We start from the raw sequence: 26969 nt of genomic DNA, 5'->3' as shown, positions 1-26969 counted from the left end.
TAACCCAGATGTAACCTGACAGGCACCAGCTTAAAACGGGCGACTTTCAGATCGGGTCTGAACTACTGCACCTTAGAGCTTGCTATCAGTGAATCAAGCATTTACCGAATCACGTCCAAACGGTCGTAATTACTTACCTTTGCCTGATCCACCTTTACTGCCTTTATTGCCCTTATCGGTGCTATTACCGATTACCACACCTCTCTTGACATTAGTCGTCGTGGGAGGTGTCCCGGGTTTATTACCTTGTTCACTCATCCTAACCACCTAATCACTATGAGTATTAGTAAGATCGCTGACGCCCATGCACCGCAAACCAGCTCCTCATAGGCGAATGTAATATTGGTCGACTTCATATCAACATCTTTAATGAGTAATTCTATAGTATCCCGATAACACCTGTACATATAGTCCTCTAGATCCTCAAGAGGCGCCGACTTCATATATTCAAAAGTTACCGTTTCTCGCGCCAAGTTCGCTGAACCTGCGACTTTAATCACCAAAAGAGAGTGTCCCCAAGAGCAAGCAAGAAGAAAGAAGACTAGACAAAAGGAAATAACAATCGCCCAGTCCAGAGCACTAACTGGAGTAAAGTTGCTAGCAATTGCACTTTTCACAATAAAAACAAGAGCCCCCATGATGACCGTCAGGTAAGTCATCAAACGAGAACTTTTACCCTCAAAATGAGTAAAACGACCCAACTCTTCCTCATAACGATCCTTCATATAATCCATTACTCGCTGTTCCATCGCGTCAATATACCTCATCAATAAGACCGGGCTCATACTACCTCCCGAAAGCCTATATGGTACACTTTTGGCACACATTTCCATCAACCACGATGGTCTGAAGGGCTGCCAGCCCGCATGATGCGTGGGTTCTGTGATAGCTGTGCCCTGTCCGCCTCTGGGCACCACGAATATTAAAGAGCCCGCATAGCAATATGCGGGCTTTTTTATTGCCTGAAATCCGGCGTCATCTCAGGTTCGATTCATCAGAGCCATCTATGGCTCTACTCCTGCGGACAGTCTGCCGCTGTGCAAATCTGTTCCCGGCCGATTTGTTCACCTCTGGGCACCCCCCTTTCTAAGAGCACTTGCTAGTACGCAACTTCTTAATACCCGCCTTTCAGCTTGTCACACATATGGTACACATTTGTGACACTCTCTCTGATCTGGCTCGATTCCTTTTCTACTTCAATCGCCGATTGCACGGCAAGCGCCCCTGCTTCTCTCAGAGAGTCACAGAGAACAGGCAAACAGGACGAATAAAAAACGACTGCCGGTTTGATAGTCCGTTGGTTGATAATGATTTACTGCCGCCCATATTAGTGTGCACGATATCCTTATAATAAGATCTACGTCACTCCATCGTGAGTAGCTAAAAAACCCTTGCTAATAACTGAATTGCTGCGTTTAAATCTTCTGGCTTGCAATAGCTAAAGTTAAGTCTGATAGCCGGAAATTTAATGTCATCAGCACTATAAAAAACATCTCCTGGCACAACAGCTACGCCTTTCTCCAAAGCCTTTTTTGCAATTTCCATTGGGTCTCCCTGAGCAAGCCTCAGCCAGAGAAACATTCCACCCTCAACTTCCGCATATGATACTTCTGGCGGAAGATGCTGATTAATTGCCTGAGCCAGCGCCAGGTAACGCTGGCGATAGTGGATTCGAACATTACGGAGATGCGCTTCAAATTCAGGGTGAGTGAAAACTTCCAGCAAAACAGCCTGCATCGGTAAACTGCTATGCAAATCAGATGTCTGTTTAACTCTTATCAGGTGAGTAATCCATTCTTCGGGCCCGGTTACAGAGCCAAGCCGTAAACCCGGCGCTGATATTTTTGATGATGACCGTAACGCCATGGCATTTTCAGGGCAGAAAGATGATACGAGGGGAAGATCTTCACCTGAAAATCTAAGGTCCCGGTAAGGGGCATCTTCAATCAGCGTAACATTAAAAGCCTGACACAGATTTGCTACCTTTTTGCGAGTTTGCAATGACCAGCTGATGCCGGTTGGATTATGAAAATCCGGTACGGCATAAAACAGTTTGACTGGCCTTGATGTAAATAATTGTTCCAGCGCCATGAGATCCGGGCCATTTGGCGTCTGTACTACGGTATTGATGTTTGCCTGTGCCAGGGTAAATACCTGCAAAGCACCAAGATAACTCGGAGCTTCCAGAACAATGTGATCCCCTGGATTAATGTACGTTCTGGCAATAAGGTCTAATCCCTGCTGAGACCCGGTTGTCACCAGCGTGCCGTGCGATCCCTTCAGATCACAGGTTACCCTCAGGTGCTCCAGCAGCGGTGCATAACCCCGCGTCTCGCCATACTGAAAAACCTGTTTATTACCTGCCACCTTAATCATCGCTTCCTGCAGCAAGGCATGGGGAAATAAATCCACCGCAGGCAGGCCTCCGGCTAAAGATATAACGCCATCAGCAGTGGCCGCCCGGAGAATTTCGCGTATATAGGATGAGCGCAGTTGTTGTACGTGTTTTGCCGTCTGCATATGGCTCTCCGCCTGAATCAACTCTGTTATTAGTAATAAAAGACGGTGTTGATAATATACTTCTCAAATAATCTGAAGATTGTTGGTATAACGCACATCTATTGTCGAAACATGCGCTTTCACATGTCGATATATGATGTCGGGGGAGAGAATCTGTTGGACTATCATCAACGATCGCGGATAAATAATGCGCTGTACGCTATCCACAAAGACATCTCAGCAGAACTGACAGCTAAAGCATTGGCAGATGTTGCCTCTTATTCCGAGCAGCACTTTCATCGTATTTTTCGTCAAGTTGTCGGTGAGTCTGTTCATCAATACATCCGCCGCACACGGCTGGAACATGCCGCCAACCAACTGATGTTTGAGCACCGCAGCAGCGTTCAGGAAATTGCCGAAAAGTGTGGCTTCCATTCGGTATCCTCATTCAGCCATGCCTTTAAGCAACTGTTTTCCGTTTCACCAGGAGCCTGGCGCTCTACCGGAAGCAAAAGTACCGAACCGCCTTATCTGAACGATCCTGAAATTTCAGCCGGCTATCAGCGGGTACAAAGTCGGGAATTACCTCAGCCGGAGATTGTCACCCTGGAAAACCAGCCCGTTGCCTATGTCAGACACCAGGGCTATGGGCGAGACATTCGTCAGGCCTGGCAGACACTACAGGCCTGGGCGGCATCAGAAGGACGCGATAGCACACAACAAATCGCACTCCACCACAGCAATCCGGCCTGGGTGCCTCTGCCCAAATGCCGTTATGTTGCATGCATTGGCATTGAAAAGCCGCTCACTCGTAGCGGAGTTGTGAACAGCATGGTTATTCCGGGAGGCGTGCATGCAGCATTTCGTTTGGAAGGTTGCTATGGCGATTTATTACCTTATCTGAGTCGTATTATGGAGGAATGGCTCCCTCAGTCAGGTTTTAAAATGCAGACAACTCCAGCACTGGTCTGCTATGAAAAGAATCACTTTTTAGCCGAAGATGCTCACTTCAGGCTGGTCTTTAATTTGCCTGTTTCACTGATGTAAAGCCGTGGATAGATCAAACCGACATTGGCTGATGCTGCAACTCAGGACATTTGCCAAACACAAGGCATAAGGCCTCTTTAGCAAAACAGACCAACTCCTCTCCTGAGAAACGACCATCGAAGCCTGGCACGCTCTTACTTCAACTGACTCCTCAGCCAGGTTCGCCGGCAAAGACAAAGCAAACTCTCAGTTAGTGTCAGGATTTCCGGACATAAAAGTGGCGCCTTAGCAGCTTTACTCTGTGCCATTCTTTAGCATCCTCCAACATGTCACGGAAAAAGGCATAATCGCTGTTTGCCCGAATGAAAGCGTCAAACTCAAACGTATTAAGATCTTCTTCCTTCAGCACCCCTCCATACTTTGATATCAAGTCTGAGAAACTTGAAAAAACCGTATGGTGAGAAAGAAACTCCTCGTTCAGCAGATCTTTCAACATCACTTTCTCTGAAGGTAAAGGCAGGGCCGCACAACGAGCACAAACCCTAACAGCATCATCCCCGATCCTGAACATTATCCCCTCGGAAACTTCCAGTGAGGCTCCGCATCGAACACATGCCTCCGCTTTTCCACCAATCAACCAAGCCTGAAAGCACGGATTGCAACAGGCCTTCTCTTCCAGTTTTTCTGTTTTTGGATTGGTGACAAACAGTGTCCAGCGCAGATCACTGGCGGGAAGATATTCCCGGCATACACTGCAACGGCTCTTACTTGAGAATCTGTATACAATATAGCCAAAGAAGGCCGTTAATAAGCTGACCAGCACTGCTTCCAGAGCTGCTGTATATGCTGCATCCATCCTGTTTACCCTCCTCACGGTTCAATTAAGAGCCACACAAGCTCAGACGCAACAAATAGTCCCTGAACAGTCTGATACTCTTTCTCACTCGCTTAATGATAATTTATAGCTTTAATCTATATTCCATAAAATACACAAGCCCACAAAGCAGCCATCGAATCCAGCTGGATATTGCAGTATTAGCCAACCTCCTCGCTTCCTTCGCTCTGATTTTCATCGGACTGCAGATTGATCATTTTTTAAACAATTTAAACGGGTGTTACAAAGCGTGGGGGACAGGGGGATTTTTCTTCAACTTATACTCAAAGTTATCCACAGAATCTGTGGGTAAACCGTAACAGAATCGCCATATAAAGAGTTTTTCTGTTAAAAACAACTCTTAATTCTGCTGATTATTAAAAAAAATGACTTGCCAGCGCATTACTCTGAAAAACCTGACTACGGTGTAAAAAACACCATAAAAGCCTTGATTTTCAAGGGTTTCCGGTAAACCGGCCGATACCGGACTGGCACCATGGCAAAGCGTTGCAGGCCTGTTGCGGGCTGCAGGTAGTTATCGCCAGCTTATCCCTTAGTTATGCACAGCATTCTGTGTATAAATAAACAGGCTTTCACTGAACAACCTCTGCCAGGGTGAAATTCCGATCAGGTTATTCACACAAAAAACTGCTTTTTCAGCGACTTAGATCAACGTCTGCAGATACTGCTACAGCAATTTCCCTTGCTGAACAAAAGGCCATTGGGTTAACTGACAGCTCTGCCCGGAACTACAGGATTACCCCCGTTGGAATTGCTCAAGCGCATGCTCTTTCCGGTCATTATGCTGTTGCTGGCGTTCAGCCTGTGGAGCAGTCCCCAGCTGCAGCAGATTGCTGCCGGTGTCGCCATCTTCCTGTTCGGCATGCTGTCACTGGAGCGTGGCTTCCAGAGTTTCAGTGGCGGCCTGATCGAACGTGTCCTGCAGCGCTCCACCAATACCACCGGCAAAGCCCTCCTCTTTGGTGTGGCCGCCACCACCCTGATGCAATCCAGCTCACTGGTATCGGTGCTGAGCATCTCCTTTCTGTCGGCCGGGCTGATCAACCTCGGTGCCGGACTGGGCGTTATTTTTGGTGCAAATCTGGGCACTACCACCGGCGCCTGGCTGATTGCCGGTTTTGGTCTCGATATCAACCTTTCCCAGCTGGCGATGCCAATGCTGGTGTTTGGCGTCATGCTGCTGTTTCAGCCCAATCAGAGCCGTGCCGGTATCGGCCATATTCTGGCCGGCATGGGTTTTCTGTTTCTCGGCATTGATTACATGAAGGATGGCTTTGCCACGCTGCAGGGCAGTCTGGATCTCAGCACCATCAGCCCACAGGGCATTGCCGGGCTGCTGCTGTTCACCCTGTTCGGCATTATTGCCACGGTGGTGATGCAATCCAGCCATGCCACGCTGGTATTAACCCTGACCGCGCTGGCGGCCGGTCATGTGCAGTATATGGATGCGCTGGCACTGGCTATCGGCGCCAACGTCGGCACCACGGTTACCGCCGTGCTGGGCAGCCTTGGCGCCAATACGGCAGGCAAGCGGCTTGCTCTCGGACATTTGCTGTTTAATCTGCTGACCGGTGTGGTGGCATTGGTGTTAATGCCGGTGCTGTTGTGGCTGGTTGAACATCTCAGCGTGCTGCTGGGTATCGGCGCCGATAACTACACACTGAAGCTGGCCCTGTTCCATACCCTGTTTAACCTGCTGGGCGTCATGCTGATGGTGCCGCAGCTGCCACGTCTGCAAGGCTGGTTGTTGCGTCTGGTGCCGGAACGGGCCACCAGCCGTATGCAGCCGCAATATCTGAATCAATCGGCGATGGAATCCCCTTCTGCTGCCGTTGCGGTAACCCGCAGCGAAAGCATCCGCCTGTACGCGTTATCTACCGATCTGGTACTGCAGGGGCTGGGCTGGCAGGCCGATGAATTTCACCGCGGACAGCCGATTGCGCTGTTAAGCGACCAGAGCCACTCTGCCATTCATACCAACCTGCAACAGCTGTACGAACAACAGGTGAAGGGAATTTACTCGGCCATCATCAGCTTTATCAGCAGCGCACGGGAAAAAGCCAGCGGCCGTCAGGACGAACAGCTGCGCGAGTTGCGTGCCGCCGATCACTATCTGATTGAGGCCATCAAGGGCGTCAAACATCTGCAGCGCAACCTGCTGTTTTATATTCACAGCGAAAACCCGGATATGGCGCAGGCCTATCAGCAATTACGGCAGCAGATCGGCGACGTGCTGCGCGCCATCCAGCAGGTACGCCAGATCGATGACGTGGTGGAAAGCCGCCTCGCTCTCGACCACCAGCTGCTGCTGACCGAACGCGAGCGCGAACAGTCCGACAGCCTGATCGAAGGGTTAATCCGCACCCGTAAAATCAGCGCTGAGATGGCCACCTCACTGATGACCGATAAAGGCTACTGCCAGGAAGTCTGCCGCGCGCTGATTCAGGCTGCGCGCTATCTGTTTATTGATGAGCAGAGCCCACAGGGCGACACACCGGAAAGCCTGCAACTGGAACACGCCGACCTGTCAGCCATTAACAAGCAACTGGAACAGCAACGCAGTGATGAAGACACTGCCACCCCGCCACCGGAGCAAGGTTTATGAAATTTTCCCGACTGGTGAAAAAGCTCAATGCGCTGTTTAACCAGCAGCAAAGACACCAGCAGCGCCAGCGCAAAGAGCTGGCTGCCGCGCTGAATAAGCTCAAACACAAACAGCATGAACTGAAAGCTAAGTTACAGAATTGCGACAGCGAACTGGAACGGGCGGAACTGGAAGAAAAGATTTCCATTCTCGCCACACAACGGCGCAAAGGGCTGGAAATGCTGCGCGAACTGGACAATAACGAAGACGATAACCTTTAGCCGCGCCCCGCGCTAAAGAGGTCCGCTGCGTCCTTTACCCGCAACGCAGAAACCGCTAGAGTCTTTGCCGCTTGCATGACTGCACGATTTATCTGGCACCAGAAAAGGAATTCACTATGTCGAACGTCGCCGGCAAAGCCTATGGTATGAATGTACTCACCCCGCTGCGGTGGTGGACTGCCCTCTGGCAAAAACTGATTTTCTGGGTGGTGGTAAAAACCTTCCCCTACTTCCTCAATGGTTTACTGACCCTGTCGCTGATTCACTACGCACGCTGGACCATTATTAACCGCTGGTCATTTCCACGCTTAGACAAAAGCCAGCCGAAAGAAAAACTGACCTACAGCTATATGCTGTTTGAAAGTAATTTTAACGGCAGCTGGGATCAGTACATCGACTCCTTTTCATTTGCGATTCCCTCCGGCCTCGATATGTTCTGGCGCTGGAATATCAAGTATCCGAAATCCATCCCGCTGCACGATTTTTATAACTACATCCGTTTTAACCAGATAGAGAGTGGCCATTACTACAACGCCTATCCGCTGGCCGCGGCCAACGATGTAAAAACGGCGCAGAAATTATTCACCAATCTGAACAATTTCCAGAAAAATACCGCAAGCCTCAGCGATGAAGAATTCTTCCAGGCTTACCAGCAGTTTCTTGCCAGCAACCAGCACAACCTTGGCAGCATGGGTGAAAGCCCGCTGATGAGCGCATCGCACGAACTGGTGCAGGAACACCAGCACGCCAATCTTATGATGGCCCGCGTGGCCGGCAAGCAGGAGGCCTGAGCATGGCAAACACTTTCGGAAATTCCTACGGCCTGACCACGCTCTGTCCGCTGATCAACGGCGTCCATGACGAACAGACCTCATTCGACAAAATTACCCGCCGCCGCATTCAGCGTCTGGAAGAAGATGCCGGCAGCCCTTTTGCCCGTATTCCCAATACCTATTTTGCCCGTTTGTTTATTCTTAACGACGTGTTTTTTCAGCAGGGTAACGACGTTGCCCGCGATCATCTGAAATCCAAGTACCTGGTATTTACCAGTAACTTCCACGGTGAGCTGGAACCCTATCTGAAAGGCATGTGGGATAACGCTGAAGCCGATGTGCGCAGCCTGTGGCAATACGCCGTCGCCTTTGACAAAGTGCAGAACGCCGATGATTTCATCGCCTATATCAAAAAGTGTCAGCTCACTACGACGCTGTTTTTTAACGGCTCGACCGATGTGTCATTAAAAGAGCAACTGAAAGCCCTGTATGTAAAACAGGTTTTCAGCGAATTTGCTCTCGCTCATCAGGGGCAGGATGCCGCAGCACTGCGTACAGCTTTTAATAACTTTATGGCAGAAATCAAACTGGCCGACCTGGACCAGCCAAGCTGGGCGCCCGGTCAGACCCGTCTGCAAAACATGTACTGAATTTCCCAGGGATTTATTCAGCGCGTGCGCGGCACGCCTGGCGACAAGGACTGATTATGAACCGACCTCTCGATCTGTACGATATTCAGGGCAATATCTGTAAAGGCTATGGCCGCTTTGGTTTTCCCAAGGCGCGATACTTTTTTCTCGAATTTCACGACTACGCCGGTGGCCGCAATTTTCTGCAGCAGTTAATTCCGCTGATTACCACCGCCGAACCCTGGAGTGAGAAAAAGCACCCGGATCAATCCGATAAGCCAGCAGCCACCACCAATATTGCCTTTACCTATCACGGTCTGTGCGCACTGGGCTTACCGCGCCGCTCCCTCGACGGTTTTCCGCAGGAATTTAAAATGGGCATGAAACCCCGTGCCGCCATTCTGGGTGACAACGGCCCAAGCAGCCCACAGCACTGGGACCCGGTATGGCAGGGTGACACCGTACACGCCTGGGTTTCCATTAACGGTCAGACCCAGGAAGCGGTGGAACAACGCTTCGCCCAGATCGAAGAGCTGATGCAAAACGTACAGGGCAGCGTCAGCATCCGCCCTGGTCATAAAGGCCCGAACGGCAGCCTGCTGCCTTATCAGGATGCCTCCGCCGTTTTTGAAAACGGTAAAGCCACCCCCAAAGAACACTTTGGTTTTGTCGATGGTATCGGCAATCCTTACTTTGAAGGCTGCGGCCATGACCCGGAACGCCTGCCCGGACGCGGTAAACTGAACCGTGATGGCAAGTGGGAGCCGCTGGCGACCGGTGAATTTATTCTCGGTCATATCGATGAAGCCAAAGAATACCCGCTGGCACCGGAACCGCACCTGCTGGCACGCAACGGTACCTACATGGTGTACCGCAAGCTGCACGAAAACGTAAAAACCTTTAACGACTATGTCGAAAATATGGCCAAAGATTTTGACGGTAGCCGCGAATTATTAATGGCTAAATTTTCCGGTCGCTGGCCGGATAACGGCGCCCCGCTGGTGCTGGCACCGGATGATAAAGCCAAGGCCGAACTCGACCGGAAAATGGCAGAATTACAGAAAAAAGCCGCTGAAGGTGATGCCTGCGCTGTTGGTCAGTTAAAAGCTCTGGAAGAACAGTGGATTAATTTCACCTATAACGACGATAAGCACGGAGCAAAATGTCCGATCGGTGCTCATATCCGCCGCACCAATACCCGTGGCTCGCTGGAAACCGAAAAAGGAGCCTTTGACCGTCCGGGTGCACTGGTCGACCGCCGCCGTTTAATGCGCCGCGGACTGCCTTATGGCGGCCATGATGAGCTGACCAACGACAACAGCGAACAGGGTATTATTTTTATGTGCATCAGCGCCAGCCTCGAGCGTCAGTTCGAGTTTGTGCAGCAGCAGTGGGTGAATTACTCCAACGATTTTCATCTTGGTAACGACCGCGATGTATTAATCGGCGCCAACAACGGCAAACTGACCGACAAGCATATTGTTCAGGTTAATCCGAAAGACGGTAAAGCACCTTTTTTCTGCACGAGCCTGCCACGTATGGTGGAAACCCGCGGTGGTGATTACTTCTTTATCCCGAGCATTACCGCGTTGGATATGATCGCTCAGGGCATTATCGATCCGACCTGATTTTGCTCTGCTGCAGTAATAAAAATGCCGCTTTAACTAACGGCATTTTTATTACTGCAGTGTTCACAGCGGAATATCCAGACTATCCGGTTAATTCTCAGCCCCAGTGGCTGATGGCATTTAGGGCAACACAGCTGGCCCACCATTTCATCTGCTATAGCCATCAACAGAAGGCAACCGACAAACCAGATCTCACCGCGATAAGGGGTGCTGCTAAAAAGCACAATAAATACAAGCCAGACCAACACAGCAGCAACCATTCGCCATTTTATTCGCCGGTAACGGGCTTTTACCTTATCCATGGTCTTCCTCTTTCCTTTCCATAGCCAGCGTCAGTCGCCCGCCAGCACCATGGCCTTAATTTTTACCGCTTTTTCAAAATGATCGAGGCAATGGGTTTTAATCCACCATTCGGCCGCTTCCATCAGCAGGTCCGGATCGTCATTTTTATTGGCGAAAAACGCATAAAAGGATACGCCGACATTATCGCCCTTGGCGGCTATTTTCTTGTCGCAAACCTGCACGACCTTAGCGCGTAGACTGGCTCTCACTGTATTTCTCCGCTGTGTTTCACTGTTTTATCGCCAGGGTCAGCGCGTATTCGGCCAGTTCATCCAGCGTCATATCACCATCGGGTTTATACCAGTTGGTGGTCCAGCTCAGTGCACCGGTTAAGAAGCGGCGCAGAATAAAAGGTTCAATCGCCACCATGCCGGCAGCACGGGCTTCGGCCAGCGCATCCAGCCACAGCTGTTCATAAATATCGCGCAACTTCAGGATGTGCTGCTGGCTGTCGGGTTTGAGTGAGCGCCATTCATACACCAGCACACTCATGGCTTCGCCGGTTTCACCGAGAATGGATTGCAGCTCGCAACGGATCAGCGCCAGCACTTTATCGCGCGGGTCCTGCGCCTGCTGCAGCGCAATGCGCATCAGCGCGGTATTCAGCTGAATGGTTTCTTCCATTACCGCACGCAGAATATCTTCCTTACTGCGGTAATGGTGAAACAGACTGCCCGACTGTATGCCGATTTCAGCAGCCAGATCACGCACGGTGGTGCGTTCGTACCCCTGCTGTTTAAACAGGCGCGCGGCGGCAGCCAGCAGGCGGCCACGGGCACTGCCCGGGTCCGTAATAACCCCTTCGGCAATCAGTTGTTCTATCACGGGTTTTCCTTATCTGAAGACGTCTGTATGACGAACAGGCCTATTGTAGGGGCAATCCCGGTCAGGCCGCAAAACTAAAAACCAAGCGCTTGCTTGGTTGCGCGATGATTGATAGTCTTAGGCAAACGCTAACAACAGGATTTCACCATGCAGGATACCGTCCGCATCGGCTGCGCCTCCGCCTTCTGGGGCGATACCGGCACCGCCGCCCACCAGCTGGTACAGCAGGGTCAGCTCGATTATCTGGTGTTCGATTATCTGGCCGAAGTCACCATGTCGATCATGGCCGGTGCACGCCTGAAAAATCCAGAAGCCGGTTTTGCCCCGGATTTCGTCCAGACCCTGAAGCCACTGCTGCCGGCCATCGCCTCCCAGGGCATTAAGGTGGTCAGTAACGCCGGTGGTATCAATGTTGAAGGCTGCGCCGCGGCGTTGCGCGCGTTAATCGCCGAAGCCGGGCTGAACCTCAGCGTCGGCACCGTACAGGGCGATAACCTCAGCGCCCGTCAGGCTGATTTTGCCGGCGTAAAAGATATGTTCAGCGACGAGCCGCTGCCCGGCCGCTGCCTGAGCGTTAATGCCTACCTCGGCGCTCCGGCCATCCGCGATGTTCTGGCGGCCGGTGCCGATATTGTCATCACCGGACGCGTGGTCGACAGCGCTGTGGTGCTGGGCCCGCTGATGCATGAATTTAACTGGAGCGAATCCGATTACGATCAGCTCGCGCAGGGTTCTCTGGCCGGCCATATCATCGAATGTGGTGCGCAGTGTACCGGCGGTAATTTCACCGACTGGCAGCTGGTTGAAAGCGGCTACGCCAATATGGGCTTCCCCATTGTTGAATGCTCCGCCGACGGCAGCTTTGTGGTCAGTAAACCAGCGAAAACCGGCGGCCTGATTTCGCCTTTTACCGTGGGCGAACAGCTGTTGTATGAAATCGGCGATCCGGCCTGTTATTTATTGCCCGATGTCTGCTGCGATTTTACTCAGGTAAATATTGTCCAGAGCGGCGAGCAGCAGGTCCGCGTCAGCGGCGCCCGCGGTTATGCACCACCGGCCGACTATAAAGTCAGCGCTACCTGGATGGACGGCTTCCGCTGCACGGCAACCTTTATGATTGGCGGGCGCGATGCCGTCGCAAAAGGCCAGCGCGTGGCCGAAGCCATTCTGCAGCGCGTCAGCGTGCTGCATTCGGTACTGGGCATGGAGGCTTTTACTGCACAGGATATTGAAATTCTCGGCTCTGAAACCACCTACGGCGCCAATGCCCGCGCTGCAGACAGCCGCGAAGTGATTGTTAAAATCGCCGTACGTCACGCCGATAAAAAAGCGCTGGAAGTGTTCGCCCGCGAAATTGCTCAGGCAGCTACCGCCATGGCACCGGGCTTAACCGGTATTGTTGGTGGCCGGCCAAAACCCAGCCCGAATATCCGCTTATTTTCTTTCCTCTGGCCGAAAGCCGATGTGCCGGTACAGATTCAGCTGGATGACAATAAAACAGCCGTGGCTATCGACTGCGCTGACCATGCTCCGCACTGGCCCTCAGCCAAAATTAATGCCGCCGCTGAAACACCCGACTCTGATATCAGTGTGCCGTTAATCAAACTGGCGGTAGCGCGCAGTGGCGATAAAGGTAATCACAGCAATATTGGTGTCATGGCGCGCGATGCGGATTACCTGCCATTTATTCAGGCCGCACTGGCGCCGGAAAATATCGGCCAGTGGTTTGCCCACGTGCTGGCCGATAACAGCGATGTGGAGCTGTTCGCCCTGCCCGGCTTAAACGCTTTTAATCTTTTATTGCGCAATTCCCTCGGCGGCGGTGGCATGGCCAGCCTGCGCATCGATCCGCAGGGTAAAGCCTTTGCTCAGCAGTTACTGGATTTACCGGTTGCGGTAACACCGGACATTGCTGCCCGGGCCGATGCTGAATATCAGCAGCTGCTGAATCGTTAAGGACACATCATGACCATTCTCACCTCAGAACTCGACAGCAACAGCGAACAGTTCCGCAATAACCAGCAGGCCATGCTGGCAGCGCTGGAAGAATTCCGTGCGGTCGAAGAAAAAGTGCGCGCCAAAGAACAGGAAGCGCAGGAAAAATTTCATAAACGCGGCAAATTACTGCCACGCGAACGTTTAAGTCTGCTGCTGGATGCCGGTTCCGAATTTATCGAACTGGGCTCACTGGTTGGCCATAAAATGCACGACGATAAAGACGGCAGCGGTGCCGGTGGTGGCATTATTGCCGGTATCGGCCGGGTTGCCGGTATCCGTTGTTTAATCGTGCTGAATAACAGTGCGATTAAAGGCGGCACCATTTCTCCCGGCGGTCTGGATAAAATCCTGCGTATTCAGGAAATTGCCCGCGACAACAAACTGCCGGTAGTGACTCTGGCGGAAAGTGGCGGCGCCAACCTCAATTACGCCACCGATGTATTTATTCCCGGCGCCAAAGCCTTTGCCAATCAGGCACGTATGAGTGCTGCCGGTATTCCGCAGGTAACAGTGGTGCATGGTAACGCTACCGCCGGTGGCGCCTATCAGCCCGGTTTATCCGATGTGGTGATTGCTGTACGCGGTAAAGCGAAAATGTTTCTCGCCGGGCCGCCGCTGTTAAAAGCCGCCACCGGTGAAATTGCCACCGACGAAGAATTAGGTGGTGCCGAGCTGCACGCCTGCGATGCCGGCACCGCCGAGTATCTGGCCGAAGACGATGCCGATGGTATCCGTATTGCGCGTGATGTGATGGCTGCCCTGCCGTGGAACACCCAACTGCCCTATCAGCCAGCCGCCGAATTTAAAGAGCCGCTGTACAGCGCCGACGAATTACTCGGCGTGGTTCCGGCCGAAGCCAAACAGCCTTACGACGTGCGCGAAATTATTGCGCGTATCGCCGATGGTTCAGAATTTCAGGATTTTAAAAACGAATTTGACCAGCAAACCGTGTGTGGATTTTCCCGCATTGGTGGCTTCTCCTGCGGCATTATCGGCAATAACGGGCCGATCACCGCCAAAGGTGCAAACAAAGCGGCACAGTTTATTCAGCTGTGCGAGCAGAACAATATTGCCCTGCTGTTCCTGCATAACACCACCGGTTTTATGGTCGGTACTGAATCCGAGCGCAATGGCATTATTAAACACGGTTCAAAAATGCTGCAGGCGGTCGCCAACGCTACCGTACCTAAGCTGTCGATTGTGGTCGGCGGTTCTTATGGTGCCGGTAATTATGCGATGTGTGGCCGCGGTCTTGATCCGCGTTTTATTTTCGCCTGGCCAAACAGCAAAACCGCCGTTATGGGTGGCGCTCAGGCCGGTAAGGTATTACGCATTGTCACCGAAGAAAAACAACGCAAGATGGGTGTTGAGCCCGATGAAAAAATGCTCACGCAGTTAGAGCAGATGACCGCCGCCAAACTGGAAATGGGCTCGACCGCCCTGTTCGGTACTGCCCGTCTGTGGGATGACGGCCTGATTGACCCGCGCGACACCCGCACTCTGCTGATGCATCTGTTAAGCATCTGCTACGAAGCGCAGCAGCGGCCGTTACGACCTAACACCTTTGGCATCGCCCGTTTTTAAACAATAATTTCAGGAAATTTTCTCATGCGTCTGACTCAGGAACATAAAGAACTTAAACGTACTGTTAAAAACTTCGTCGAAAACGAGATTAATCCGCATGTCGACGAATGGGAAAAAGAAGGTATTTTTCCCGCCCATGAACTGTTCAAGAAAATGGGTAACCTCGGCCTGCTGGGTATCAGCAAACCGGAAAGTGCCGGCGGTTTAGGTCTGGATTTTTCTTATGAAATGGCCGCCGCTGAAGAAATGGGCGGCATTGCCTGTGGCGGTGTGCCTATGGCCATTGGTGTGCAGACCTGTATGGCGACGCCAGCCATTGCCCGTTTCGGCAGTGACTATTTAAAAGAGAACTTCCTCGCCCCCGCCGTTGCCGGTGATATGGTTGCCAGTATCGGTGTCAGTGAGCCCGGTGCCGGCTCCGACGTTGCCGCAGTAAAAACCACGGCGAAAAAAGACGGTGACGATTACATTATTAACGGCACCAAAATGTGGATCACCAACTCCACCCAGGCCGATTTTATCTGCCTGCTGGCCAATACCTCAGACGACAAGCCACACTCGAATAAATCCCTGATTGTGGTGCCGATGAATTCTCCCGGCATTACCCTGTCACCACGGCTGAACAAACTGGGTATGCGCTCATCCGATACCGCCCAGATCTTCTTCGATAACGTGCGCGTACCACAGCGCAACCGTATCGGTGCTGAGGGTGCTGGTTTTATGATGCAGATGCTGCAATTTCAGGAAGAGCGTATGTACGCCGCCGCCATGTCACTGGTCGGTATGGAAACCTGTATTAACCAGACCATTGATTACTGCCGTGAGCGCCATACCTTTGGTCAGCCACTGATTGATAATCAGGTGATTCATTTCCGCATGGCCGAATTGCAGACCGAAGTCGAAGCACTGCGCGCCATGGTATATCAGGCCTGTGAAGGTTATCTGAACGGCGAAGATATGACCCGTCTGGCGTCGATGGCGAAATTAAAATCCGGCCGCCTGACCCGTGAAGTTTCCGACAGCTGTCTCCAGTACTGGGGGGGTATGGGCTTTATGTGGGATAACCAGGTTGCCCGTTTCTACCGCGATAACCGTCTTGGTTCTATTGGCGGTGGCGCTGACGAAATTATGCTCGGCATTATCTGCAAATACATGGGCATTCTGCCTAAGCGTAAAAAATCCTGAGCGGAGGCGGTATGGAATTTACAACCCTGCAACTTGAGCAGCAGCCCGCCGTCTGGCGTGTACGCCTTAACCGTCCGCAACTCGCCAACGCCATGAGCCTGACCATGGTGGAAGAACTGCTGGCGCTGATGAACAGCGCCCAACAGGCCGACTGCCGTGTACTGGTGATTGAAGGTAATGGCGATCATTTCTGTGCCGGTGGCGATATTAAAGATATGCAGGCGGCCGGTGGCGACAGCGCCCGTCTGGCCGAATTTAATCGCGCCTTTGGTCATATGATTGAAACCGCCAACCGCTTACCGGCGGTGGTTATCTGCGCGTTAAAAGGCGCGGTGATGGGCGGTGGTTTTGGTCTGGCCTGTGTCAGCGATCTGGCCATCGCCAGCAGCACTGCCCGCTTTGCCTTGCCGGAAACCTCGCTGGGTATTTTACCGGCGCAGATTGCTCCTTTTGTGGTGCAGCGCATTGGTCTGACTCAGGCGCGCCGTCTGGCATTATTCGGCAACCGTATAAATGCTGAAGAAGCTCTGCGTTTAGGCATTGTTCATCAGTTGTGTGCCGACAACGACAGTCTTGAAGCTGAAGTAAATAACGCCATTCAGCAGGCATTAAAATGCGCACCAGCCGCCACCGCCAAAACCAAGGCACTGCTGCATGCGGTCGCCGATGCTGAACAACCGCTGGCGCAATTACTGGATCAGGCCGCACAGAATTTTGCCGCCGCCGTCATGGGCGAAGGACGGGAAGGCGCAATGGCCTTTATGCAGAAGCGTCCGGCCGCCTGGGCTCAGGCCGCTGTGCAGGAGGAAAAGGCATGAATAAAATTCTGGTCGCTAACCGTGGCGAAATTGCCGTACGCGTATTAAGCAGCGCCAAAGCAGCCGGTTACGAAACCGTTGCCGTTTACTCCGAAGCCGACCGCAACGCACCCCATGTACAACTGGCCGATCAGGCGGTGTGCATTGGTGCCGCCGCCGTTGGCGACAGCTATTTAAATGCCGCACGGATTATTGCCGCAGCACAACAGACCGGTGCCGATGCCATTCATCCGGGTTATGGTTTTTTATCTGAAAATGCCACCTTTGCCCGCAGCTGCGAGCAGGCCGGTATTATTTTTATCGGCCCGTCCGCCAGCGCCATTGAATTAATGGGCAGCAAACGTTTATCGAAAATTGCCATGATCGAAGCCGGTGTGCCCTGCATTCCCGGTTACGAAGGGGCAGATCAGAGTGACGAAGCCCTGCACAGCGCAGCGTTAGCCATTGGTTTACCGGTGATGCTGAAAGCCTCTGCCGGTGGTGGTGGCCGGGGTATGCGTCTGGTGAGTGATGCTGCAACCTTAAATGAACATATCCGTTCGGCCCGCTCCGAAGCACAGAATGCTTTTGGCAGTGGCGAATTAATTATTGAAAAAGCGGTGCTGCAACCACGCCATATCGAAATTCAGGTATTCGGCGATCAGCACGGCAATGTGGTGTATCTGGGCGAGCGCGACTGTTCGGTACAGCGCCGTCATCAGAAAGTAGTGGAAGAAGCACCATCGCCGTTTGTGAATGACAACCTGCGCCGTGCGATGGGCGAAGCTGCTGTCGCTGCGGCAAAAAGCTGCGGTTATTACGGTGCCGGTACGGTGGAATTTCTGGTCGATGCTGAGCAGAATTTTTATTTTCTGGAAATGAATACCCGTCTGCAGGTCGAGCATCCGGTGACTGAACTGGTTACCGGACTTGATCTGGTTGCGCTGCAATTACAGGTTGCACAGGGTGAGACGCTGGGCTTCACGCAACAGGATATTACCCTGCAGGGCCATGCCATTGAGGTGCGTTTATACGCCGAAGATCCGGCCAATAATTTCACCCCGCAAACCGGAAAACTATTACTCTGGCAGGCCGCCGATCAGCACAGCATTAACGATGGTATCCGTATCGACTCCGGTATTCAGCAGGGCCAAAGCGTTACCCCGCATTATGATCCGATGCTGGCCAAGCTGATTGCCTTTGGCCGCAACCGCGAAGAAGCACGGCGGCGTTTATTGCGCACCCTGCGTGAATCGCATTTGCTGGGCATTGCCGATAACCGCGCCTTTTTAGCCGCGATTCTGGCTCACCCGGCCTTTATTAACGGTGAGGCAACCACCGCATTTATCAGCGAGCACCTGAGCGACCACGCCAGCATGCAACCGCTGCAGCCTGAACTTAATGATCTGGCACTGGCGGCGGCATTAATCGCTGCGCCTCAGGGTTTTACCAGCAGTCACAGCGCGGCACGGCCGCTGAAATTAAAACAGGGTGAAACGGTATTTACCCTCAGCATCCGCCGTGACGGCCAGCAATTGCTGGTTAACCATAACGGCGAAGAGTGCGCCCTGCGCCTGCTGGAAAAAACCTCAGACCTGCTGCGTTATGAAATTGATAATGTGCAGCAAAGCATCGCCTGGGCGGAAGATAACGGCCAGCTCTGGCTGGACACGCCGCGTGGTAACCTGTGCTTCAGCGATGTCACGCTGGTCAGCAGCCGCACCCAGAGCGCCGGTTCCGATCAGGTGCGCGCGGCGATGGACGGTGCCATTGTTACCGTACTCACTGAAGCCGGCGAGCGCGTAACGAAAGGCCAGACACTGGCGGTACTGGAAGCCATGAAAATGGAACATCCGTTAAAAGCCGGTGTAGATGGCGTGGTGCAGGACATTCTGGTGCAGGCCGGTGATCAGGTAAAAGGCCGCCAGCTGCTGATCCAACTGCAGGCAGATGAAAGCGCCGAATAATTCTTACATATTAATAAAAATCAGGAGCTGAGCATGGCCAGCCTCAACAATAAAACCATTATTATTACCGGTGCCAGCCGTGGCATCGGGCGCGAAATTGCACTGGCCTGTGCCCGTGACGGCGCCAATATTGTGATTGCCGCCAAGTCCGACGAGCCGAACCCGAAACTCGAAGGCACCATTCATTCCGTTGCGCGCGAAGTGGAAGAAGCCGGCGGTCAGGCGCTGGCGATTAAAGTGGATGTGCGCAGCGAAGAAGACGTCGATAATCTGATTGCAAAAACCGTTGAGCGTTTTGGCGGCATCGATGCCATCATCAATAATGCCGGTGCCATCGCGCTGGCCGGTGTGGAAAGCACGCCACTGAAAAAACTCGATCTGATGATGCAGGTAAACTTCCGCGCGGTGTTTCTGCTCAGCCAGAAAGCGTTGCCACATCTGAAAAAATCCGACAATCCGCATATTTTAAGCCTGTGTCCGCCACTGGATATGGACCGTCGCTGGCTGCGTAACCATTCGCCTTACACCCTGACCAAGTACGGCATGTCGATGCTGACACTGGGTATGTCGGACGAATTCAAACGCTATGGCATCAGCGTTAATGCATTATGGCCACGTACCGTTATTCACACTGCGGCAACCTCGTTTGGCGGCAAGCAGTCTTTTGACCGCGCACGTAATCCGCTGATTATGGCCGACGCCGCTCACACGTTGCTGCAAACCAGCGCACGTGAAATCACCGGCCAGTTGCTGATTGATGAAGATTTTCTGCGCAGCCGTGGTGAAACCAATTTCGATCAGTACCGTGCCAACCCGGACAGCGATAAAACCGATTTAATGCCGGATTTATTTGTCCAGGCGCCGGACGCCTATGTGTATGGCGCACAGCCACCACTGGGCGGTTTAAGCGAAGAATAAGGCAGGAATTAGCAATGAGTCTGATCAGTCTGCGCAGTGATGACAGCGGTAAGGTTGCCATTATCTCTTTCGATAACGGTGCCAACACTCACAATCTGCAGTTTGCCCGGGAGTTTGAGCAACACCTGCAGACGGTGGAAGATAATATCGATTTTAAAGCGCTGGTAATTACCTCATCCGATGAAAAAAGCTGGAGCCAGGGTCTGGATGTGCCCTGGCTGATGGGTTCCATTCAGGGTGGCCAGCATGATGATGTGAAAGAATTTATGCACACCATGGATCGTTGTCATGCGCGGCTGATGCAGCTTCCTGTGCCGGCGATTGCCGCCATTAACGGCCATACTTTTGGCAATGGCTGTGTGATTGCCTGTGCCTGTGATTTCCGCGTTATGCGCAGTGATCGTGGTTACTTCTGTTTTCCGGAAGTGGATATGAGCATTCCCTTTGTACCGGGTTTAATTGATGTGGTACTGAAGAGTCTGCCGGCGTATCGCTACAACGATATGTTGCTGACCGGCCGCCGGGTCGGCGCGGCGGAATTACTCGCCGATCATTTCCTTACCGCTATTTTTGAAGGTAAAGACGCAGTACTGGAAGGTGCGCTGACCTTTGCCCGCACCTTTAATAAAAAGCGCACTATTTTTGCCGAGCATAAAAAGCGCTTTCACAAGCCGGTACTGGATGCTTTGCGCGAGAAAAACCCGCCGTTTATTGATGCCATGAAACTGCTCTGAGCAGAGCGCTGAACCGCTGACGCGAACGCCTGGCCAGCCGCTCTCTGCGGCTGGTTTCTTCTGACAATTTCATCAGTTTAAATTCTGCCAAAAAAACAAGACCATCGTCTCATATTGTCATACTCCCTTCACAACCACAGGTCTAAGATAGTTCCTGCATGGAAGCTTATCTCCGTTGAGTGATCTCACGCCGCCACCGGAGAGCAATAAAAATAACTCTCCACTCTCTCTGTGAGGTCGGTATGAAAAAACCTTCTGTGCGCGCGCTGACCGCCGCATTATTGCTGTCAGGCACTGCGCTGGCAGTCCAGGCCGAAGACAAAGTCTGTCTGTATGAACATGCAGAATATCAGGGCGCCGAATGGTGTTATGGCGTTGGTGATAACAGCTGGATCGGCTCTTCCCGCAACGACAAAGTGTCGTCCATTAAACTGTACGGCAACAGCTATATCGAAATTTTCGAGCACAGCAATTACGGCGGTAAACACAGCCGGGTGATGGCCAATACCTACAAAATGGGCAATATGAATGACGGCATCAGCTCGTTTAAAGTGCGTAACCGTAACAGCAATGATTTTGCCTGTTTATTCGAGCATCCGGGCTTTCGCGGTACACCACACTGCTTGCAGGCCGGTGAAGGTGAATCCGATCTGAATAATGTATTACTGGGCCGTAACAAAGCCTCTTCGCTGCTGGTTGCCGGTAAAGCCAATGTCGAGATTTTTAATTACCCCGGCTTTAACTACAGCAAAGAAAACCGCATCCTGACGCGCAGCACGTCCAATCTGGAAGAACGTCCCGCCGGTTGGGTTGAAGATAATATCGACTCTTTTCGCGTGACTTCACGCGCACCTACCGCTCAGGAAGCTGCGATCGATATTACCGAAGCCGCCGGTTACCGCAGCCCTATCCGCGAAACCAATGCTCTGGCAGCCCACAACGCGTTTAACAGCACCGCGTATTTTGGCGGTCAGCTGATTCCCGGACCAAACCATCGTCGTGCGCTGATCGAACAGTTACAGCTGGGCGTGCGTTTCTTTGAACTGGATGTCAGTAAAGGTGGCAGCTACACCAAGGTCTGTCACTCGGTTGATTGCGGCACCACCTTTACCACCACGCTGCGCCGCATGCTGGGTGAAGTGGACAGCTGGCTGAAAGGGGCCGACGCCAATGACGTGGTGTTCTTCTACCTGCAGGACGATATCAACGGTGACAGCAGTGGCTATCAACAGCTGCAGAACGACGTCGCCTGGCTGGGCGATATCGTCTACACCGCCGGCAGTTGTCAGACCCTTCCCTACGACCTGACCTTCGAGCAAATCCGCCAACAGGGAAAACGGGTCTTTATTTATAAAGATGACGGCAGCACCGGCTGTGATATTGCCAAAAGTGTTGCTGTTAACTTTGAGCAAAACAAAGGCGTCAGTGGCCTGAACGTCTACGAAAATCACTTTAACAGCAGCCGCTATGTTCGCTCACAGGAATGCATTAACTATTTCTGTAACGACAACGTCAGCGCTGCAGATGCATTAACCGGCCTGCAGAACGGTATCAACGCTTTTGGTCTGGATATGATTGATGAAGGCGATATGGATAACAGCGGTGACCGCCTGAACAACCAGCTTTGGGCAGTCGGACCGGAAGGTGCAGGCTCAGCCTACAGCAATGGCCGCATTGCCCGTTTCCACGCCAGTGGCAATCGTTTTATGAGCGTTGCTGCCGACAACAGCCTGAACTATGCCTGCCGTAACAACAGCGGCCAGTGGGCCATCACTCAGGCGATGGGTAATGCCGCCAACGGTACCGCTGCATGTGCCGCTGAATATCCGGGCTATAGCTATACAACCCCGGCCAGTGCCTATGAAGCCCGCCTGCTGCGTAATGCCATCACCTCCGGCAGCGACGTGCATGTGAACTTTGCGGTAAGCAATGGTCAGTGGTTGCCGGATCGCTGGTAACAGCGTCTGCCGCTCGGCTCTGACCTTAAAATCCCGCGCCTGCGCGGGATTTTTTATTTCCGCTTCCTCGTTCCTACGCTCTGCGTGGGAATGCAACTGTGCCAGCAAGGGCTACCATGCAGAGCGTGGGAGCCAGGTGAAACAATAATGTCCGTTTTGAAAAGCCGCTTAGCGGGATAATCAATGCGCCTGCAGGACGCCGAAATGAAGAGCACTGAGTCGGTACGTCTCTGCATGGATGCAGAGCGAGCGGATAGGGCCATGGATGGCCCATTATCCGCGTTACCGTGACCGAGGTGGTCTGCATGAAGGAAAAAGGCCTGCACAGCGCGAAGCTGGGGTCGGCCCGCCGGCAAGGGGATAAGTTCCCCTGCGAGGCACTGGGCGTTTCAAAATGATTTAAAACGTTAAGTTAACAGCATTACGCGCCTGCGCGGGATTTTTTATTTCCGCTACAGCACAGAAAACTCTGCAGGCATAATGCTGTTTCCAAAGACAGCAGCCAACATCCGATGCGCAAATCAGGCAAGCCGACCACCGCATTAACTGAGCGCAGTTTTTATCGCGCCGGCCCCGACCATCGCAGCGTACTGGGTGGCGTCATTCCGGATTTTCTCACTATCCGTCAGCTGTTTGATTTTCGCGGTGTCGAAATTGGTCGCTGGGTAACACAGGATGAGCAGGAACATGCCGCGGCCTGTTTCTACGATGCATTGTGTGATTTAGCCCAGATTCTTGCCGGCCAGCCATTACCCACTGCAAAAGCCCTGCGCCTGCGGCGCGAGCTGATCTCGTTACGCGGCACGCTGGCATTGCAATATGGCCGTGGTGGCCGCCCTGGCGTATCGGCCCATTATTCGCCGCTGCAACGCAGTTTTGCTTTAGCCAAAAATGCCGGTCCCGGCAGCATTGCTCACGAATGGTTTCATGCCTTCGACCACTATATGGCCACCAAAGCTTTTACCGGCGCACCGGCTATGAGTTTTGCCTCGTCCCTCTGGCTACAGAATAAAAGCGCGACAGAGCATCCGCTGAATACCTTATTGGGCGACTGCTTTAAAGCCATTCTGCTCAGCGCTGATGGCAACGACCCCAGCCCGTTGTTTATTGCTTCGGCCGCGCAGGATAAAGCGCTGAATATCCACTACTACAGTCAGCCGGAAGAACTCTGCGCCCGCGCTTTTGAGGCCTTTATTCAGGACGCCAGTATCAAAAATGTTTTTCTGGTAAAAGGCAGTAAAGCATCGGCGGAAGCGCAATCAGGCCTGTATCCACAAGATGAACAGCGCCGCACTATCAATCTGGCTTTCAGCCGCTACTTCTCCGCCCTGTGTCAGGCATTGCTGCGCCAGCCCACAGAATTCAACCGTTGACCTGAAGCATTTATAAAGCCATTTCTTGTAATCTGGCTGTTGTTGTCCGGTAAGATAAGCCTCAGGATATACGTCAGGCAGTGCACTGTCCGGCAATCCTCAAATGTAACGAGTTGAAAAATATTGTCTTTGGCGCTGGAACTTCTGCCAGAGCTGAGGCAAAGGTTACCCCATGTTATTCGATATCCGCACCCTGGTTGCCGTAATGGCAATCACCACCCTGGTCAGTGCCATCACCCTGTTTTTATTCTGGCGCCTGCTGCCGGAAGAGCGCGGCTTACGCCCTGCTGTATTTGGTGCTGCCTGCCAGTCGCTGGCCACCATACTGATTCTGCTTCGTGGTCAGATTGCCGATGTTTTATCCATCTTTGCGTCGAACATATTATTACTGCTGTCATACGCATTGCTGTATCAGACGATGCGTATTTTTTGCGGTAAGCCCACCGAGTGGCGCTTGCCTGCAATCATTATTATTGCTCTTGCCCCGGTTTTCTTATTTTTTCCCGGCAATGAATATCTCGGCATGCGGGTAATCGCCAGCGCGATTGGTATTGGCTCGCTGTGTTTTCTGATTGCGCTTGTTCTCTACCGTGAACGACAGCAGCAATTACCAGCCCGCCGCGGTGTCGCCATTGCCTTTGCCGGAGCGTCGGTCTGCAGCCTGATCCGCATTGTTGTGACACTGAAGTACCCGCCCGGTGATATTCATTTTCTCGATAAAAGCGACGATTCCCTGATTTTTATCTGGGGCATTATCCTGGCATTTATTTATGCGTTTTCCATCATCATGATGACGTCAGAGAGGCTGCGGGAATCACTGAAACAAAAACTTAATGATGAGCAGAAAGCACACCAGGTTGCCGAGCGGGCTCTGCAGGAACAGCGGGCTTTTGTCACTATGCTGTCACACGAATTCCGCACACCACTGGCTATTATCCGCGCCAATACCGACGCCATAACCCTGCTGTCTGATCATCAGAACAATGATATTGATACCTCGGTGGAACGGATCAATCGTGCCAATTTACGCCTTACCACGCTGGTTAATAGTTGTCTGAACAACGACCGTGTACAGAATCTTCTGACCGACAGCCAGGAAACCTTCAGTGACGTCAACCTGACCTGTGTGTTGCAGGAAGTTGCCGATGAATATGACGTGCAGCTGCAGGGTGATAACAGATCACCGATCATCGTACAGGGTGACCGTGATCTGCTATTTATTCTTTTTTCTAACCTGATCAATAACGCGATCAAGCATTCAACCGATCGCAGAAATATTGAATTTTCCTGGTACCTGGATGCTCAAGCCGTACATATCGATGTCGCCGATGACGGCCCGGGCATTGCTGCAGAAGCCCGTGAAAAAATATTTGAAAAATACTTCCGCATTAACGCCGACAAGCGCACTCCCGGTACCGGTTTAGGATTGTATTTTGTGCGCGTTATCGCCGGACAACATCATGGAAAAGCAAGGCTGGTCGACGGGGACAGCACCCGTTTCCGCATCAGCCTGCCGTTAAAGGAGAACACATAATGAGCGACATCCGCGTATTGCTTGTGGATGATGAAGACGACTTCCGTGCACCGATCGCCATGATTCTGGCCAGTCAGGGCATGGATGTGTGCCAGGCAGATTCTGCCGAAGCGATGGACTATGTACTGCAGAGTTATCAGCCTGATGTCATCGTACTGGATGTAAACCTGCCCGGAGAGAATGGCTTTGAAGCAGCCCGGCGCCTGAAACAAAAGAACAGCAGTAAAATTATTATGCTGACCGCTTACGGCGCGCTGGAAGATCGCCTTCAAGGTCTGAGCTCTGGTATCGATTATTACCTGCCCAAACCGGTCGACAGCCGCGAATTGCTGTTAATTATCAGGAACCTGGCCGGCAGACAACAACAGAGTATTCAGCTGCCACCAGAGGTTCCGGTTCTGCACCAGGAGGCTCCGCTGACAATCCCGGCCGGTGAACAGGTCTGGCAACTTAATCTGCCGGAGTGGCAAATCATTCTGCCGCAGAAAACCACACAGAATCTGAATTTGTCGGAATTAAAATTATTGCTGAAGCTGGCCAAAACGCCGGGGACAGCAATCTCACGCAAAGAACTGTATGCCGCCCTCGGTTTTAAACAATATGCACCGGAAACCCGCAGTCTGGATGTGATGGTGTCGCGCCTGCGTCGTCGCTGCAAAGCCGATGGCCAGGAAATGCCGATTAAAACCGTTCACAGTATCGGCTATTCCTTTAATGGTGCGATTGAGATTATCGGCAGCTCAGCCCTGGCCGAAGAAGTTGAGGGCATGTAGACCGCTACCGGCAAGCGGCCTCAGTTTCCGCCGGCAACCGACAGTGCCAGCAACTGGCTGATTTCATTCAGCGAGCGTCCACTGTCGGCACGCCACTGATCAAACGCCTGCTGCACTGTCGCCCGCGCTTTGGCAGAACCCGGCATGCTGTTGGTAACACCTTCAAGCTTCAGTGCGGCCAATACATCGTTGGAATAGATCGGCATATCCACCCCCATACGCCGCAGCCACAGCTGTCCGGTTTTGCCACCAAGACGGGCACCGGATTTTTGCAGGGTGGCGATATTAGCGCAGATATCTTCCGGCTGCCAGGCGGCAAAGAATGCGGCAACCGAGCCGTACTGTGCTTCCAGTCCGGCCAGATAATCGGCGTTACTCTGAATAGAACGGGTCTTGCTCCAGTGTTTGATCAGCCCGTCTTCCTTCATCATGGCTTCGAGCTGCTCGTCCGATAACTGACGGCAGTAGGCGAGATTAAATCCGCCAAATACCTGTTCAAAGCGCGGCCATTTATCGTCCACCACCTGCCAGCGGAAACCTGACTGAAACACCGCGCGCGAGGCTTCCGACAACCACTGTGGCGCCGGAATCTGCAACAGCTCTGCCGTGCTTTTGGGCTTCGTCAGGCGCGCTTTGACACTGGCTTCAGAATGGCGCGACAGCGCACGTTGTTCGATTTCACTGAAATGGCGGAAAGACATAGCA

General features: G+C 52.5%; 23 protein-coding genes. 17 read left to right on the top strand and 6 right to left on the bottom strand.

The features are described 5' to 3' along the window. Nucleotides 1–254: 254 nt before the first annotated feature. On the bottom strand, nt 255–785 hold the full coding sequence (locus B3P58_RS01230; protein ID WP_286715458.1) for a hypothetical protein: 531 nt from the start codon (nt 783–785) through the stop codon (nt 255–257). A gap of 595 nt (nt 786–1380) precedes the next feature. Beyond that, the gene (locus B3P58_RS01225) at nt 1381–2520 is read right to left on the bottom strand and encodes a PLP-dependent aminotransferase family protein (protein WP_286715455.1); all 1140 of its coding nucleotides are present in this window, start codon (nt 2518–2520) and stop codon (nt 1381–1383) included. Nucleotides 2521–2643: 123 nt separating this feature from the next. On the opposite strand from B3P58_RS01225, the gene B3P58_RS01220 reads away from it, so the two are divergent. Continuing rightward, nucleotides 2644–3546: an AraC family transcriptional regulator gene (locus B3P58_RS01220; RefSeq protein WP_286715452.1), complete on the top strand. Its 903-nt coding sequence runs from the start codon at nt 2644–2646 to the stop codon at nt 3544–3546. 196 nt (nt 3547–3742) lie between these two features. Here the strand turns inward: B3P58_RS01220 and B3P58_RS01215 are convergent, their stop codons facing one another. Continuing rightward, on the bottom strand, nt 3743–4342 hold the full coding sequence (locus B3P58_RS01215) for a hypothetical protein (RefSeq protein WP_286715449.1): 600 nt from the start codon (nt 4340–4342) through the stop codon (nt 3743–3745). Nucleotides 4343–5126: 784 nt separating this feature from the next. On the opposite strand from B3P58_RS01215, the gene B3P58_RS01210 reads away from it, so the two are divergent. The 5 genes from B3P58_RS01210 (at nt 5127) to B3P58_RS01190 (ending at nt 10276) form a co-directional block, all read left to right on the top strand. Next, a complete protein-coding gene (locus tag B3P58_RS01210; RefSeq protein ID WP_225692389.1) occupies nt 5127–6986 on the top strand; it encodes a Na/Pi cotransporter family protein in 1860 nt (619 codons plus the stop codon). Beyond that, a complete protein-coding gene (locus tag B3P58_RS01205; protein WP_145470672.1) occupies nt 6983–7246 on the top strand; it encodes a hypothetical protein in 264 nt (87 codons plus the stop codon). The genes B3P58_RS01210 and B3P58_RS01205 overlap by 4 nt, the downstream gene beginning before the upstream one ends. Before the next feature lie 116 nt (nt 7247–7362). After that, nucleotides 7363–8037, top strand: a complete 675-nt coding sequence (locus tag B3P58_RS01200; protein WP_286715445.1) for a hypothetical protein — start codon at nt 7363–7365, stop codon at nt 8035–8037. A gap of 2 nt (nt 8038–8039) precedes the next feature. Then, complete coding sequence (locus tag B3P58_RS01195; RefSeq protein ID WP_145470668.1) at nt 8040–8669, top strand: hypothetical protein; 630 nt, start codon at nt 8040–8042, stop codon at nt 8667–8669. Nucleotides 8670–8725: 56 nt separating this feature from the next. Continuing rightward, nucleotides 8726–10276: a Dyp-type peroxidase gene (locus tag B3P58_RS01190; protein WP_286715443.1), complete on the top strand. Its 1551-nt coding sequence runs from the start codon at nt 8726–8728 to the stop codon at nt 10274–10276. A gap of 332 nt (nt 10277–10608) precedes the next feature. Here the strand turns inward: B3P58_RS01190 and B3P58_RS01185 are convergent, their stop codons facing one another. Both B3P58_RS01185 and B3P58_RS01180 read right to left on the bottom strand, forming a co-directional pair. Beyond that, complete coding sequence (locus tag B3P58_RS01185) at nt 10609–10827, bottom strand: DUF6500 family protein (RefSeq protein WP_225692383.1); 219 nt, start codon at nt 10825–10827, stop codon at nt 10609–10611. 19 nt (nt 10828–10846) lie between these two features. Next, nucleotides 10847–11443: a TetR/AcrR family transcriptional regulator gene (locus B3P58_RS01180; protein ID WP_286715439.1), complete on the bottom strand. Its 597-nt coding sequence runs from the start codon at nt 11441–11443 to the stop codon at nt 10847–10849. A 147-nt stretch (nt 11444–11590) separates the two neighbouring features. Here B3P58_RS01180 and B3P58_RS01175 point away from each other — a divergent pair, with 147 nt between their 5' ends. The 11 genes from B3P58_RS01175 (at nt 11591) to B3P58_RS01125 (ending at nt 26264) form a co-directional block, all read left to right on the top strand. Next, nucleotides 11591–13399 carry an acyclic terpene utilization AtuA family protein gene (locus B3P58_RS01175; protein WP_286715437.1) on the top strand — a complete coding sequence of 603 codons (1809 nt, stop codon included), beginning with the start codon at nt 11591–11593 and terminating at the stop codon, nt 13397–13399. Between the two features lie 9 nt (nt 13400–13408). Continuing rightward, complete coding sequence (locus B3P58_RS01170) at nt 13409–15025, top strand: acyl-CoA carboxylase subunit beta (RefSeq protein ID WP_286715435.1); 1617 nt, start codon at nt 13409–13411, stop codon at nt 15023–15025. Nucleotides 15026–15049: 24 nt separating this feature from the next. Continuing rightward, nucleotides 15050–16210 carry an acyl-CoA dehydrogenase family protein gene (locus B3P58_RS01165; protein WP_145470655.1) on the top strand — a complete coding sequence of 387 codons (1161 nt, stop codon included), beginning with the start codon at nt 15050–15052 and terminating at the stop codon, nt 16208–16210. Nucleotides 16211–16221: 11 nt separating this feature from the next. Beyond that, nucleotides 16222–17028 (top strand): enoyl-CoA hydratase/isomerase family protein, encoded by an 807-nt coding sequence (locus tag B3P58_RS01160; RefSeq protein ID WP_286715432.1) that lies wholly within the window; start codon nt 16222–16224, stop codon nt 17026–17028. Continuing rightward, nucleotides 17025–18974 (top strand): acetyl/propionyl/methylcrotonyl-CoA carboxylase subunit alpha, encoded by a 1950-nt coding sequence (locus B3P58_RS01155; RefSeq protein ID WP_286715430.1) that lies wholly within the window; start codon nt 17025–17027, stop codon nt 18972–18974. The genes B3P58_RS01160 and B3P58_RS01155 overlap by 4 nt, the downstream gene beginning before the upstream one ends. A gap of 33 nt (nt 18975–19007) precedes the next feature. Beyond that, nucleotides 19008–19892 carry an SDR family oxidoreductase gene (locus B3P58_RS01150; RefSeq protein ID WP_286715428.1) on the top strand — a complete coding sequence of 295 codons (885 nt, stop codon included), beginning with the start codon at nt 19008–19010 and terminating at the stop codon, nt 19890–19892. Nucleotides 19893–19906: 14 nt separating this feature from the next. Then, a complete protein-coding gene (locus tag B3P58_RS01145) occupies nt 19907–20626 on the top strand; it encodes an enoyl-CoA hydratase/isomerase family protein (RefSeq protein ID WP_286715426.1) in 720 nt (239 codons plus the stop codon). Between the two features lie 242 nt (nt 20627–20868). Further along, the gene (locus B3P58_RS01140; RefSeq protein ID WP_230330736.1) at nt 20869–22584 is read left to right on the top strand and encodes a peptidase inhibitor family I36 protein; all 1716 of its coding nucleotides are present in this window, start codon (nt 20869–20871) and stop codon (nt 22582–22584) included. 512 nt (nt 22585–23096) lie between these two features. Continuing rightward, nucleotides 23097–23957, top strand: coding sequence for a CLCA_X family protein (locus B3P58_RS01135; RefSeq protein WP_286715422.1), 861 nt, complete (start codon nt 23097–23099; stop codon nt 23955–23957). A gap of 172 nt (nt 23958–24129) precedes the next feature. Beyond that, nucleotides 24130–25491, top strand: a complete 1362-nt coding sequence (locus B3P58_RS01130) for a sensor histidine kinase (RefSeq protein ID WP_286715420.1) — start codon at nt 24130–24132, stop codon at nt 25489–25491. Beyond that, a complete protein-coding gene (locus B3P58_RS01125) occupies nt 25491–26264 on the top strand; it encodes a response regulator transcription factor (protein ID WP_286715418.1) in 774 nt (257 codons plus the stop codon). The genes B3P58_RS01130 and B3P58_RS01125 overlap by 1 nt, the downstream gene beginning before the upstream one ends. Before the next feature lie 20 nt (nt 26265–26284). Here B3P58_RS01125 and B3P58_RS01120 read toward each other — a convergent pair whose 3' ends face one another. Next, a complete protein-coding gene (locus B3P58_RS01120) occupies nt 26285–26965 on the bottom strand; it encodes a DNA-3-methyladenine glycosylase I (protein WP_145470641.1) in 681 nt (226 codons plus the stop codon). Nucleotides 26966–26969: the final 4 nt, after the last annotated feature.

The organism is Thalassolituus sp. UBA2009, assembly GCF_002335285.1.
In the GTDB taxonomy this organism is placed as follows: domain Bacteria; phylum Pseudomonadota; class Gammaproteobacteria; order Pseudomonadales; family Oceanobacteraceae; genus Venatoribacter; species Venatoribacter alkanivorans.
This window is presented reverse-complemented; position numbering and strand designations above follow the sequence as displayed.

Bases quoted from the DNA above. Each gene is read 5' to 3' on its own strand.
- B3P58_RS01170 (WP_286715435.1), top strand. From the start codon at position 13,409: ATGACCATTCTCACCTCAGAACTCGACAGCAACAGCGAACAGTTCCGC.
- B3P58_RS01220 (WP_286715452.1), top strand. From the start codon at position 2,644: ATGTCGATATATGATGTCGGGGGAGAGAATCTGTTGGACTATCATCAA.
- B3P58_RS01140 (WP_230330736.1), top strand. From the start codon at position 20,869: ATGAAAAAACCTTCTGTGCGCGCGCTGACCGCCGCATTATTGCTGTCA.
- B3P58_RS01225 (WP_286715455.1), bottom strand. From the start codon at position 2,520: ATGCAGACGGCAAAACACGTACAACAACTGCGCTCATCCTATATACGC.
- B3P58_RS01200 (WP_286715445.1), top strand. From the start codon at position 7,363: ATGTCGAACGTCGCCGGCAAAGCCTATGGTATGAATGTACTCACCCCG.
- B3P58_RS01125 (WP_286715418.1), top strand. From the start codon at position 25,491: ATGAGCGACATCCGCGTATTGCTTGTGGATGATGAAGACGACTTCCGT.
- B3P58_RS01190 (WP_286715443.1), top strand. From the start codon at position 8,726: ATGAACCGACCTCTCGATCTGTACGATATTCAGGGCAATATCTGTAAA.
- B3P58_RS01160 (WP_286715432.1), top strand. From the start codon at position 16,222: ATGGAATTTACAACCCTGCAACTTGAGCAGCAGCCCGCCGTCTGGCGT.
- B3P58_RS01165 (WP_145470655.1), top strand. From the start codon at position 15,050: ATGCGTCTGACTCAGGAACATAAAGAACTTAAACGTACTGTTAAAAAC.
- B3P58_RS01155 (WP_286715430.1), top strand. From the start codon at position 17,025: ATGAATAAAATTCTGGTCGCTAACCGTGGCGAAATTGCCGTACGCGTA.
- B3P58_RS01215 (WP_286715449.1), bottom strand. From the start codon at position 4,342: ATGGATGCAGCATATACAGCAGCTCTGGAAGCAGTGCTGGTCAGCTTA.
- B3P58_RS01150 (WP_286715428.1), top strand. From the start codon at position 19,008: ATGGCCAGCCTCAACAATAAAACCATTATTATTACCGGTGCCAGCCGT.
- B3P58_RS01175 (WP_286715437.1), top strand. From the start codon at position 11,591: ATGCAGGATACCGTCCGCATCGGCTGCGCCTCCGCCTTCTGGGGCGAT.
- B3P58_RS01230 (WP_286715458.1), bottom strand. From the start codon at position 785: ATGAGCCCGGTCTTATTGATGAGGTATATTGACGCGATGGAACAGCGA.
- B3P58_RS01130 (WP_286715420.1), top strand. From the start codon at position 24,130: ATGTTATTCGATATCCGCACCCTGGTTGCCGTAATGGCAATCACCACC.
- B3P58_RS01120 (WP_145470641.1), bottom strand. From the start codon at position 26,965: ATGTCTTTCCGCCATTTCAGTGAAATCGAACAACGTGCGCTGTCGCGC.
- B3P58_RS01145 (WP_286715426.1), top strand. From the start codon at position 19,907: ATGAGTCTGATCAGTCTGCGCAGTGATGACAGCGGTAAGGTTGCCATT.
- B3P58_RS01195 (WP_145470668.1), top strand. From the start codon at position 8,040: ATGGCAAACACTTTCGGAAATTCCTACGGCCTGACCACGCTCTGTCCG.
- B3P58_RS01135 (WP_286715422.1), top strand. From the start codon at position 23,097: ATGCGCAAATCAGGCAAGCCGACCACCGCATTAACTGAGCGCAGTTTT.
- B3P58_RS01205 (WP_145470672.1), top strand. From the start codon at position 6,983: ATGAAATTTTCCCGACTGGTGAAAAAGCTCAATGCGCTGTTTAACCAG.